Annotated in this window: 9 protein-coding genes; 4 read left to right on the top strand and 5 right to left on the bottom strand. The window is 68.8% G+C overall.

Translation table 11 applies throughout. From position 1 onward, the window contains the following. Window positions 1–26: 26 nt before the first annotated feature. The gene (gene clpB, locus ACVCL9_RS00495; RefSeq protein WP_447097091.1) at window positions 27–2,612 is read right to left on the bottom strand and encodes an ATP-dependent chaperone ClpB; all 2,586 of its coding nucleotides are present in this window, start codon (window positions 2,610–2,612) and stop codon (window positions 27–29) included. Between the two features lie 160 nt (window positions 2,613–2,772). Between clpB and otsB the strand changes: the two genes are divergently transcribed. From otsB to otsA, 3 genes are read left to right on the top strand one after another with little or no spacing between them, the layout of a single operon-like run. Then, window positions 2,773–3,612, top strand: a complete 840-nt coding sequence (gene otsB / locus ACVCL9_RS00490) for a trehalose-phosphatase (RefSeq protein ID WP_447097092.1) — start codon at window positions 2,773–2,775, stop codon at window positions 3,610–3,612. Beyond that, a complete protein-coding gene (locus ACVCL9_RS00485; protein ID WP_395116796.1) occupies window positions 3,572–5,377 on the top strand; it encodes a glycoside hydrolase family 15 protein in 1,806 nt (601 codons plus the stop codon). The genes otsB and ACVCL9_RS00485 overlap by 41 nt, the downstream gene beginning before the upstream one ends. Then, on the top strand, window positions 5,377–6,786 hold the full coding sequence (otsA, locus tag ACVCL9_RS00480; RefSeq protein ID WP_447097093.1) for an alpha,alpha-trehalose-phosphate synthase (UDP-forming): 1,410 nt from the start codon (window positions 5,377–5,379) through the stop codon (window positions 6,784–6,786). The genes ACVCL9_RS00485 and otsA overlap by 1 nt, the downstream gene beginning before the upstream one ends. Here otsA and pgeF read toward each other — a convergent pair. Both pgeF and rluD read right to left on the bottom strand, forming a co-directional pair. Then, window positions 6,777–7,526 carry a peptidoglycan editing factor PgeF gene (gene pgeF, locus ACVCL9_RS00475; RefSeq protein ID WP_447097094.1) on the bottom strand — a complete coding sequence of 250 codons (750 nt, stop codon included), beginning with the start codon at window positions 7,524–7,526 and terminating at the stop codon, window positions 6,777–6,779. The two genes, otsA and pgeF, sit on opposite strands and share 10 nt — an antisense overlap. 75 nt (window positions 7,527–7,601) lie before the next feature. After that, the gene (rluD, locus tag ACVCL9_RS00470) at window positions 7,602–8,576 is read right to left on the bottom strand and encodes a 23S rRNA pseudouridine(1911/1915/1917) synthase RluD (RefSeq protein ID WP_447097095.1); all 975 of its coding nucleotides are present in this window, start codon (window positions 8,574–8,576) and stop codon (window positions 7,602–7,604) included. 70 nt (window positions 8,577–8,646) lie between these two features. Between rluD and ACVCL9_RS00465 the strand changes: the two genes are divergently transcribed. Further along, window positions 8,647–9,513 (top strand): outer membrane protein assembly factor BamD, encoded by an 867-nt coding sequence (locus tag ACVCL9_RS00465; protein WP_395116788.1) that lies wholly within the window; start codon window positions 8,647–8,649, stop codon window positions 9,511–9,513. An 86-nt stretch (window positions 9,514–9,599) separates the two neighbouring features. Here ACVCL9_RS00465 and ACVCL9_RS00460 read toward each other — a convergent pair whose 3' ends face one another. Both ACVCL9_RS00460 and sucD read right to left on the bottom strand, forming a co-directional pair. Continuing rightward, a complete protein-coding gene (locus ACVCL9_RS00460; RefSeq protein WP_447097096.1) occupies window positions 9,600–11,270 on the bottom strand; it encodes an NAD+ synthase in 1,671 nt (556 codons plus the stop codon). A gap of 183 nt (window positions 11,271–11,453) precedes the next feature. Continuing rightward, the gene (sucD, locus tag ACVCL9_RS00455; RefSeq protein ID WP_395116784.1) at window positions 11,454–12,326 is read right to left on the bottom strand and encodes a succinate--CoA ligase subunit alpha; all 873 of its coding nucleotides are present in this window, start codon (window positions 12,324–12,326) and stop codon (window positions 11,454–11,456) included. Between the last annotated feature and the right edge of the window lie 12 nt (window positions 12,327–12,338).

Raw genomic sequence — 12,338 nt, 5'->3', positions numbered from 1 at the left:
ATCCGCCGCGCCGGGTTGACCCGCGGCTACCGGAACACCAGCTGGCCGCCGGCGGTCGACACGTGGATGGTGTCGCCGCCCTGGAAACGACCCTCCAGGATCTGCCGCGCGAGCGGATTCTCCAGTTGCTGCTGGATCGCCCGCTTCAGCGGCCGTGCGCCGTAGACCGGATCGAAGCCGACGTTGCCGAGCAGGGTCAGCGCGTCGTCGCCCACGTCCAGCTTGAGCTGCCGCTCGGCCAGGCGCTTCTCCAGGTATTCGAGCTGGATCTTCGCGATGGCGCGGATCTGGTTCTTGTCCAGCGGCCGGAACACCACGATCTCGTCGAGCCGGTTGATGAACTCGGGGCGGAAGTGCGCCTGCACCACGCCCATCACCGAGGCCTTCATCTGGGTGTACTGCTCCTCCGCGTCGCCGCCGCTTTCCGCCGCGTCCTGGATCATCTGCGAGCCGAGGTTCGAGGTCATCACGATGACGGTGTTGCGGAAGTCCACGGTGCGGCCCTGGCCGTCGGTGAGGCGGCCGTCGTCCAGCACCTGCAGCAGGATGTTGAACACGTCCGGGTGCGCCTTCTCCACCTCGTCGAGCAGGATCACGCTGTACGGCCGGCGCCGCACGGCTTCGGTCAGATAGCCGCCTTCCTCGTAGCCGACGTAGCCCGGGGGCGCGCCGACCAGGCGCGAGACGGAGTGTTTCTCCATGAACTCGCTCATGTCGATGCGCACCATCGCGTCGGTGGTGTCGAACATGAATTCGGCCAGCGCCTTGCACAGCTCGGTCTTGCCCACGCCGGTGGGGCCCAGGAACAGGAACGAGCCGTTCGGCCGGTTCGGATCGGACAGGCCGGCGCGCGAGCGGCGGATCGCGTCGGCCACGGCGTGCACGGCCTCGTCCTGGCCGACCACGCGCTTGTGCAGCTCGTCTTCCATCTTCAACAGCTTGTCGCGCTCGCCTTCCAGCATCTTGCTGACCGGGATGCCCGTCCAGCGCGACACCACTTCGGCGATTTCGTCGGCGGTGACGCGCGTCTGCACCAGCTTGAAATCCTGCGTCTCGGCGGCCTGCGCCGCGGCGAGCTGCTTTTCCAGTTCGGGCAACTTGCCGTACTGGATCTCGCTCATCCGCGCGTAATCCTGCGCGCGCCGCGCCGCTTCCAGATCCTGGTTGGCCTGTTCGATCTGCTCCTTGACCTTGGTCGTGCCCTGCAGCGCGGCCTTCTCGGATTTCCACACCTCGTTGAGGTCGGAGAACTCGCGTTCGAGCTTCTCGATGTCGGCTTCCAGGTCGGCCAGGCGCTGCTTCGATTCGCTGTCCTTCTCCTTCTTCAGCATCTCGCGCTGGATCTTGAGCTGGATCAGCCGACGTTCGAGCCGGTCCAGTTCCTCCGGCTTGGAGTCGATCTCCATGCGAATGCGGCTGGCGGCCTCGTCCATCAGGTCGATCGCCTTGTCCGGCAGCTGGCGGTCGGCAATGTAGCGGTTCGACAAGGTCGCGGCGGCGACGATCGCCGGGTCGGTGATCTCCACCCCGTGGTGCACGGCATAGCGCTCCTTCAGGCCACGCAGGATCGCGATGGTGTCCTCCACCGATGGCTCGCCCACGAACACCTTCTGGAAGCGCCGCTCCAGCGCGGCGTCCTTCTCGATGTACTGGCGGTATTCGTCCAGCGTGGTGGCGCCGATGCAGTGCAGCTCGCCGCGCGCCAGGGCCGGCTTGAGCATGTTGCCGGCATCCATCGCGCCCTCACCCTTGCCGGCGCCGACCATGGTGTGCAATTCGTCGATGAACAGGATCACCCGGCCTTCCTGCTTGGCCAGGTCGTTGAGCACGGCCTTGAGCCGTTCCTCGAACTCGCCGCGGAATTTGGCGCCGGCGATCAGCGCACCCATGTCCAGCGCCAGCACCCGGCGACCGCGCAAGCCCTCGGGCACTTCGTCCTTGATGATGCGCTGGGCCAGGCCTTCGACGATCGCGGTCTTGCCCACGCCGGGCTCGCCGATCAGCACCGGGTTGTTCTTGGTGCGCCGCTGCAGCACCTGGATGGTGCGGCGGATCTCCTCGTCGCGGCCGATCACCGGGTCGAGCTTGTTGCGCTCGGCGCGCTCGGTGAGGTCGATGCAGTACTTCTCCAGCGCCTGGCGCTGCTCCTCGGCGTTCTCGCTCTGCACCTTCTCGCCGCCGCGCAGCTTCTCGATGGCGGCCTCGAGATTCGCCTTGTTCGCGCCGGCCGCCTTCAGCGCCGCGCCCAGCTCGCCCTTGTCCTCCAGCGCCGCCAGCACGAACAGCTCGCTGGCGATGAACTGGTCGCCGCGCTGCTGCGCCAGCTTGTCGGTGAGGTTGAGCAGCCGGTTGAGGTCGTTGCCGAGGTTGATGTTGCCCTCCTGCCCGCGGACCTGCGGCAGGCGATCGAGCAACTCGTTCACGCGCTGCATGAGCATCGGCACGTTGACCTGCGCCTGGGTCAGCAGCGGGCCGGTCGAGCCACCCTGCTGGTTGAGCAGCGCGGCCATCACGTGCGCCGGTTCGAGCATGTTGTTGTCGCGGCCCACGGCCAGCGACTGCGCGTCGGCCAGCGCCTGCTGGAACCGCGAGGTGAGTTTGTCCATTCGCATGTCGAGAATCCCCGCATCGGTAGGGCGGCAATCGCCACGGCGCAGACGTGTGGCCGGAATGCACCGATTCAAGCTGGCCCGGTCCGCCGATCGCCGTTCACCGTGGCCGCACGCGGCGCATGGCCGGCTCTTCACATTCACCCTGTTACGGTGCGGCCCGATGTCCACGCCACACCCCGCCAACGCCACGACCCACGCGCCGCTTCCCCCTCCGCCGCTGCCCACCGCAGACACTGCCTGGGCGCTGTTGCTGGACGTGGACGGCACCTTGCTCGACTTCGCTGATGACCCGCATGCGGTGCGTGTGGACAACGAGCTGCTCGCCCTGCTCGACGCGCTGCACGGGGCGACCGACGGCGCGCTGGCGCTGGTCAGCGGGCGCCGGCTGGACGACATCGACCGCCTGTTCGAGCGCCCGCACCGGGCCGCCATCGGCCTGCACGGAGTGGAGCTGCGTGCGGCTACCGGCGAACTGCGCCGCCACGTGGTGATGCCGCTGCAACAGGCGCGCATGCAACACGAGGCGCAGGCGCTGGCCGCGCGCTTTGCCGGCGTGCAGCTGGAAAACAAGCAGCAGGCGGTTGCGCTGCACTGCCGCGGGTCGTCGGACGAGTGGCAACAGTTGCGCGAGGCGGCCATCGGCGCGATCGCCCATCTGCCCGGCTACGAACTGCAGGCCGGTCGCCGCGTGCTGGAGTTCAAGCCCGGCGGCATGGACAAGGGCCGCGCCGTCGCCGAACTGCTGCAAGGCGAACCGTTCAAGGGCCGGCTGCCGGTCTACCTCGGCGACGACCTCACCGACGAGCACGCCTTCGACGCGGTCAATCGCGCGCACGGACTCAGTGTCCGCGTCGGTGACCGCCATCCCAGCGCCGCGCGCTTCACCCTGCCCGATCCGGTCGCCACGATCGCCTGGCTGACCCGCGTCCTGGGCGCACTGATGCAAGGAGCCCCCACCCATGCCCGACCATCCGAACGAGAAACCTCGCGCCAGTCTTGAACTGGGCGTGATCGGCAACGGCAGCGTGGCCGCGCTGGTCGACAGCCACGCGCGCATCGTCTGGTGTTGTCTGCCGCGGTTCGATGCCGACGCCAGCTTCTGCAGCCTGCTCTCGCCGACCCTCCCCGGCGGGGACTGGGCCATCGAGCTGGAGCACTTCGACCATGCCGAGCAGTTCTACCTGCGCAACACCGCGGTGCTGGTCACGCGGCTGTTCGACCGCCAGGGCGGCGCGATCGAGATCACCGACTTCGCCCCGCGCCACCGCGCCTCCGGCCGGCTCTACCATCCCGAAATGCTGGCGCGGCGCGTGGCGCCGATCTCCGGTTCGCCGCGCATCCGCGTCCGCATGCGCCCGCTGTGCGACTACGGCGCGCGCACGCCGCAGACCACCTCCGGCAGCAACCACATCCGCTACCTGCTGAGCGACACCATCCAGCGACTGACCTGCGACGTGGCGCCGCTGATGGTCGAACGCGGCCTGCCATTCGGCCTGGAGCAGCCCGCGCACTTCCTGTTCGGTCCGGATGAGACGCTGGAAGGCAACGTGTCGGACTTCATCCACCTGGCACTGGAACGCACGCTGGACTACTGGCGCGAATGGACCCGCTACCTGTCCATCCCGTTCGAGTGGCAGGAGGCGGTGATCCGCGCCGCGATCACGCTGAAGCTGTGCCAGTACGAGGCCACCGGCGCGATCGTGGCGGCGTTGACCACCTCGATCCCGGAGTCGCCCGGCAGCGGGCGCACCTGGGATTACCGCTACTGCTGGCTGCGCGACGCCGCCTTCACCGTGCGCGGCCTCAACCGGCTGGGCGCCACGCGCTCGATGGAGGAGTACATCCGCTACGCCTTCAACCTGGTCGCCAACCGCGGGCAGGCCGAACTCGGCCCGGTGTTCGGGATCACCTTTGCCGAGCAATTGCCCGAGCGGCAGGTCGACACGCTGGCCGGCTACCGCGGCGACGGGCCGGTACGCGTGGGCAACGACGCATGGCAGCAGCGCCAGAACGATGTCTACGGCTCGGTGCTGCTGGCCTCGGCACAACTGTTCTTCGACCAGCGCCTGCAGCATCGCGGCGACAAGGTGACGTTCGAGCGGCTGGAGCAGCTGGGCAAGACCGCACTGCGCATGGCCGAAGAGCCCGATGCCGGCCTGTGGGAGTACCGCGGGCGCATGGCCGTGCACACCTACTCGGCGGCGATGTGCTGGGCCGCGTGCGACCGTCTGGCGCACATCGCCACCGAGCTGGGGCTGGAGGACCGCGCGCGCTGGTGGCATGACGAGGCGGCCGCGCTGCACGGGCGCATCGAAGCGCGCACCTGGAACGAAAAGCTTGGCCATTTCGTCGACGCCTACGACGGAGAGCGGCTGGACGCCAGCCTGCTGCTGCTGGCCGACATCGGGTTCGTCCAGGCGAGCGACCCCCGCTTCGTCGCCACCGTCGACGCGATCGGCGACAAGCTCGGCCATGGCGACTACATGTTCCGCTACATCGCGCCGGACGACTTCGGCGCGCCGGAAACCAGCTTCAACATCTGCACGTTCTGGTACATCGACGCGCTTGCCGCCACCGGCCGCGAGAAGCGCGCCCGCACCACCTTCGAGAACATGCTCGCCCAGCGCACCACGCTGGGCCTGCTCTCGGAGGACATCGCGCCGAAGACCGGCGAGCCGTGGGGCAACTTCCCGCAGACCTATTCGCTGGTGGGGCTGATCCAGTCGGCGATGCGCCTCTCCCGCCGCTGGGAGGACGCCATGTGATGGCGCGCAAGACTCCCGGCCGGCTCATCGTGGTCTCCAACCGCGTCGCACTGCCCCACCAGACCGCCGCTGGCGGTCTCGCCTCGGCCCTGCGCGCGGCGCTGGCCGAAAACGGCGGGCTGTGGTTCGGCTGGAGCGGCAAGGTGAGCGCCGCCGAGACCGGCGCCGAACTGCACCAGGCCAGCGACCACGGCATCGACTACGCCACCGTGGACTTCTCGCGCGCCGACCACGACGCGTTCTACGCCGGCTTTTCCAATGGCGCGCTATGGCCGCTGCTGCACTACCGGCCGGACCTGGTCGACTACCAGCGCAGCCATCTGGACGGCTATCTGCGGGTCAACCGGATCTTCGCCGAGCGCCTGCGTCCGCTGATCGGCCCGGACGACACGATCTGGGTCCACGACTACCACCTGATCCCGCTGGCCGCCATGCTGCGCAAGCTCGGCGTGAAGAACCGCATCGGCTTCTTCCTGCATACGCCGCTGCCCGCCGCCGGCCTGCTGATTGCCCTGCCCAACCACCACGAGCTGCTGGAAACACTGGCCAGTTACGACCTGATCGGCGTGCACACCCATCGCGACCTGCGCGCGCTGGAGGATTATTTCCTGCACGAGGCCGGTGCGGTGATGCGCCTGGGCGGGCGCATGCGCATGCCCGGCGGGCGCGAATTCCGCGCCGGCGCCTTCCCGATCAGCATCGACACCGAACACATCGCCGGGATCGCGCAGAAGGCCGTGGGGCTGAAGGAAATCGTGCAGCTGCGCGAAAGCACCCGCGGCATCGCGCTGATCATCGGGGTCGACCGGCTGGACTATTCAAAGGGCCTGCCGCATCGCTTCCAGGGCTACGCGCGGCTGCTCGAACGCGACCCGGAGCTGCACCGCCACGTCACCTTCATGCAGATCGCGCCGCCCTCGCGTGGCGCGGTGCTGGAGTACCGCGCGATCCGCCGCGAGCTGGAGCGCAGCGCCGGCCACATCAACGGCAAGTACGCCGCGCCGGACTGGGTGCCGATCCGCTACATCAACAAGTCGTTCCCGCACCGCCTGCTCGCCGGCTACTACCGCAGCGCGCGCGTGGGCCTGGTCACGCCGCTGCGCGACGGCATGAACCTGGTGGCGAAGGAGTACGTGGCCTGCCAGGACCCGGAAGACCCCGGCGTGCTGGTGCTCTCGCGTTTCGCCGGAGCCGCGCTGGAGCTGGGCGATGCCTTGCTGGTCAACCCGGCCGACACCGAAGAGGTCGCCGACGCCCTGGAGCAGGCGCTGCACATGCCGCTGACCGAACGGCGCCGGCGCTGGAAGGCGATGATGCGGGTACTGCGCCACAACGACATCACGCATTGGCGCACCAGTTTCCTGGAGGCGTTGCGCGCGCCCGGGAAACCCGCGCCGGATCAGCCCTGAGCGAGCCAGATCAGGCTGGCGAAGCGGCCGCTGGCGGCGCCGTCGCGCCGGTACGAGTAGAAACGCGGGTCGGCATGGGTATCGTCGCCGCCGCCGTAGACGCGCGTCACGCCCGCGCGCGCCAGGCGCTGCCGCGCCAGTGCGACCAGGTCGCAGCGCCAGTGGCCCGGGCGCGTGGCCTCGAAGCACGCCGCGGCAGCCGCGTCGCGCGCGACGAACGCGGCGCGCACTTCCTCGCCCACCTCGTACGACGGCGCGCCGATGCACGGGCCCAGCCACGCCAGCACGCGCGCCGGCGGGCTGACCATCTGCGCCAGGGTGGCCTCCAGCACGCCGGCGGCGAGGCCGCGCCAGCCGGCATGGGCCGCACCGATCTCGCCGCCATCCTCGCTGCACAAAAGCACCGGCAGGCAATCGGCGGTGAGGATCGCCAGCACCGTGCCGGGAATGTGCGAGACCGCCGCATCCGCCTGCGGCTCGTGTGCGCTGGGCAGCGGGCCGAGTTCGGCCACGCCGCAACCGTGCACCTGATGCAACCAGCGCGGCGCGGCCGGCAGTCGCAGCGCCTGCTGCAGCGCGCCGCGGTTCGCCATCACGGCCTCGGCCGCATCACCGCTGCGCAGGCCGAGGTTGAAGCGCTCGAACGGCGCGGAAGACACGCCCGGTCCCAGCCGCGTGGTGACGGCCGCGTGGACTTGCGGCGGCGCGGGCCAGTCGGGAAAGATCCAGCTTTCAGTCATGGGGGCCGGGATTGGAGATCGGGGATCGGGGATTCCCCAAGCATCGCACGGCTGGCGGCGGCGCGTACCGACCCATCAATACGGGTCCGGACCGTGTTCGGCCAGATCCGCACGCAGCGCCTCGATCAGGGCCAATTGATCGGCGGGGCGCTCGGCCGTGAACGACAGCGCCTCGCCGGTGACCGGATGCACGAACGAGAGTTTCTCCGCGTGCAGCGCCTGCCGGCGGAAGCCGCGCAAGGCGGCGACCAGGCCGTCACTGGCGCCCTTGGGCAACTTGAGGCCGCCGCCGTACAACGGGTCGCCGATCAGCGGGTGGCCGATGTGCGCCAGGTGCACGCGGATCTGGTGGGTGCGGCCGGTTTCCAGCTGGCATTGCAGCAGGCTGTGCGCGCGGAAGCGCTCGCGCACGCGGTAATGGGTCACCGCGCGCTTGCCGTCCTCCTCGTCACGCACGGCCTGGCGCAGGCGGTCGCCCATGCTGCGGCCGATCGGCTGGTCCACCGTGCCGCCGGCCACCATCGTGCCCATCACCACGGCCTCGTACTGGCGTTCCACTTCGTGCCGCGAGAGCAGATCGACCAGCGCGGTATGGGTGGACAGCGTCCTGGCCACCACCATCAGGCCGGAGGTGTCCTTGTCCAGCCGATGCACGATGCCGGCGCGCGGCAGCTCGGCCAGCTGCGGGTCGTGGTGCAGCAAGCCGTTGAGCAGCGTGCCGGCCGGGTTGCCGGCGCCGGGATGCACCACCAGTCCGGCGGGCTTGTCCAGCACCAGCAGGTCGGCATCCTCGTACACGATCGTCAGCGCAATCGCCTCGGGCTGGCTGTGCACTTCCGTTTCCAGTTCGACATCCAGCTCGACCCGCTCGCCGCCGCGCAGCAGTTGCCGCGGCGCAGCCGGGGCGCCATCCAGGGTCGCCGCGCCGGCCTTGATCCAGCCGCTGAGCCGCGAACGCGAATAGGCGGGGAACATCTCGGCCAAAGCCTGGTCGAAGCGACGGCCTGCTGCACTCAGCGGAACCTCCGCCTGCTGCCGTATGGTGGTCATGCCAGCCCCCGCGGGCGGCAACCGGTTTCAGTTATCATGCCTGTTCGTTCCGACATCCGAATTCATTCCTATGCGCCCATCCAGTGGCTCGACCACGCCATCGTTGTTCCCGCTGCACGCCGCCAGGCTGCTCGCCGTGGTCGCCCTGGTGGCCGTGCTTGGCGCCTGTTCGATGTTCGGCCGCAAGGGCAACACCATCGACACGATGCCGCTGGAGCCGCTGTACAACCGCTCCCACAGCTTCCTGGAGGCGGGCAATTACTCCGGCGCGGTGCGGGCGTTCCAGCGCCTGATCGCGCGCTTCCCGTCCGGTCCGTACAGCGAGCAGGCCCAGCTTGAGCTGGCCTATGCGCAGTACAAGGACAACCAGCCGGACGAGGCATTGTCCACCATCAACCGCTTCATCAAGACCTATCCGGCCAACAAACACGTCGATTATGCCTATTACCTGCGCGGCCTGATCAATTTCGACCGCACCAGCGGCTTCATCGAGCGCTTCACCAAGCGCGCCGGCGGGCTGACTCGCCGCGACCAGGGCTACAACCTGCAGGCGTTCGACGATTTCTCCGAACTGTCGCGGCGCTTCCCCGACAGCGCCTACACCGCCGACGCGCGCCAGCGCATGATCTACCTGCGCAACCTGCTGGCGCAGTACGAGATCAACGTGGCCGAGTTCTACCTGCAGAACAAGGCCTACATCGCGGCGGCCGACCGCTCGCAGTACGTGATCGAGCACTACCAGCAGGCGCCGCAGACCGGCGATGCGCTGGCCATCCTCGCCCGCAGCTACCTGGCGCTGGACCGCAAGGAACTGGCTGCGCAGACCCGCGAAGTGCTGGCGCTGAACTATCCGAACCACCCCTATCTCACCGATCCCAAGTGGCCGCACGCACCCTCGCTGGTGCGCAAGATGATTCCGTTCTCCGGGCATCATTGAGTTTGGCCGCTGCGCGGCCGGGAATGGGGAATGGGGAATAGGAAAAGCAGGCGCAGGAGCGTCGGGCGCCCCCCCGGAGTCCCGATTCAACGCCACCCTGACGTGATCGGGTAACGGCGTTCGCGGCCGAAGGCGCGCGTGGTGACGCGGGGGCCGGGGGCGGACTGGCGGCGTTTGAACTCGTTGAGCAACACCAGCCGCGCCACCCGCTGCACCGTCGCGGCATCGTGGCCCACGGCCACGATCTCCGCCTGCGACTGCTCACCCTCGATGAAGCGTTCGAGAATCGCATCCAGCTCGTCGTACGGCGGCAGCGAATCCTGGTCGACCTGGTTGTCGCGCAGCTCGGCCGAGGGTGGACGGGCGATGACCTCGGGGGGAATCGGCAATCGGGAATCGCGCATCGTCGAAGAGCCGGATGTCGGCGAGGACATGCGTTCCCGGTTACCGGCTCCATTGCGCCACCGCGCCAGCCGATACACCACCGTCTTGTACACGTCCTTGAGCGGCGCGTAGGCGCCGCACATGTCGCCGTACAGGGTGGCGTAACCCACGGCCATTTCACTCTTGTTGCCGGTGGCGAGCAGCAGGCGGCCGTGCTTGTTGGACAGCGCCATCAGCATCACGCCGCGCGTGCGCGACTGCAGGTTCTCCTCGGTGGTGTCGGCGGCCTTGCCGGCGAAGGCGGGAGTGAGCGCATCCATGAACGACTGATACGTCGCCTGGATCGGGATCACGTGGTAGTCCACGCCCAGCTGCTCGGCCTGCGCGCGGGCACCGTCGAGCGAGAGCTGCGAGGTGTAGCGGGTGGGCATCATCACCGCGGTGACGCGCCGGGCGCCCAGCGCGTCGACCGCCAGCGCCAGCGTCAGCGCCGAGTCGATGCCGCCGGAAAGGCCCAGCAGCACGCCGTCGAAGCGGTTCTTGTCGATGTAGTCGCGCACGCCGCGGACCAGCGCCGCGTACAGCGTCGCCTCCATCGACGAGTCGGCCGGCACCGGCCAGTCGATCGCCGCGAGCGTGCGCGTGGCCGGGTCGAACTCGGCCCACAGCAGCGCGTCGACGAAGGCCGGCGCCCGTGCCGCTATCGACCCGTCGCCGTTGACCAGGATCGAAGCGCCGTCGTAGACCACCTCGTCCTGGCCGCCGACCAGGTTGAGGTAGGCGATCGCGCAGCCGGTTTCGCGCGCCCGCGCCGCCAGCACGACCTCGCGCTCGGCCTGCTTGCGGTCGTCCCACGGCGACGCATTGATCACCACGATCAGCTGCGCGCCCGCAGCCGCGGCCTGCGCGGCCGGCTCGGGCTGCCACACGTCCTCGCAGATCAGCAGGCCCACGCTCACGCCCTCGATCACGCGCGTCGTGGTGCCGTTGCCGGGGCGGAAATAGCGCAGGTCGTCGAACACGCCATAGTTGGGCAGCGCCTGCTTGTGCGCGGTGCACTCGATCCGCCCCTCGCGCAGCAGGCTGGCGCCGTTGTAGACCTCGCCGGCGCTGTGCGGATGGCCGACCAGCGCCGCGACGCCCTGCGCCGCGCAGGCCAGCGCGCACAGCTCGCGCTCGCAGGCGGCGAGAAAGCTCGGCCGCAGCAGCAGATCCTCCGGCGGATAGCCGCTCAGGGTCAGCTCGGGAAAGGCCACCAGCGCGGCGCCGCCTTCGCGCGCCTGCGCCATCAGTCCTGCCGCCTTGGCGGCATTGGCCGCCACCGCGCCGACGGCAAAATCGTGTTGGGCCAGCGCCAGTCGCAGCTTTGCCATGGACGCAGCATTCCTTGGATTCAATCGGCGAATGGTAGTGGAATGCCGCGCCGGGTGGCCCGTCCACGCGGGCGCTGCATTCAGATCCGCCGATCGTGCGGCGGATCGTTGCCGGCGCGTGACGGCGCCGAAGCCAAAAAAAAGGCCGCGCAATGCGCGGCCCTTGTTCTCCTGCGCCAACGCCTACTTCATCAGCTTGGCGAGCGCCTTGCCCAGGTCGGCCGGCGACTTCACCGTGGTGACGCCGGCCTTCTCCAGCGCGGCGAACTTCGCCGCGGCGGTGCCCTTGCCGCCGGAGATGATCGCGCCGGCATGACCCATGCGCTTGCCCGCCGGAGCCGAGGCGCCGGCGATGAACGAGACCACCGGCTTCTTCACGTATTCGCCGATGAACTCGGCGGCGTCTTCCTCGGCGCTGCCGCCGATCTCGCCGACCATGATGATGCCTTCGGTCTGCGGATCGTCCTGGAACAGCTTGAGGCAGTCGATGAAGTTCAGGCCGTTGATCGGGTCGCCGCCGATGCCGATCACCGTGCTCTGGCCGAGGCCTTCGTTGGTGGTCTGGAACACCGCCTCATAGGTGAGCGTGCCGGAGCGCGAGACCACGCCGACCCTGCCCTTGCTGTGGATGTGGCCGGGCATGATGCCGATCTTGCATTCGCCGGGGGTGATGATGCCGGGGCAGTTCGGCCCGATCAGCACGATCTCCGGATGCTGCTGCAGCACGTTCTTCACGCGCAGCATGTCCAGCACCGGGATGCCTTCGGTGATCGCCACGATGGTCTTGATGCCGGCGTCGATCGCTTCGAGGATCGAGTCGGCCGCGAACGGCGGCGGCACGAAGATGACGGAGGCGTCGGCGCCGGTTTCCAGCACCGCTTCATCGACCGAGTTGAACACGGGCAGGCCGATGTGCTCCGAACCGCCCTTGCCCGGAGTCACGCCACCGACGACTTTGGTGCCGTAGTCGATGCACTGCTGTGCGTGGAAGGTGCCCTGCTGGCCGGTGAAGCCCTGCACCAGCACCTTGGTGTCTTTGTTTACGAGAACGCTCATGTTTCGATTGCT

Source organism: Rhodanobacter sp. UC4438_H5 (assembly GCF_052978405.1).
This window is presented reverse-complemented; position numbering and strand designations above follow the sequence as displayed.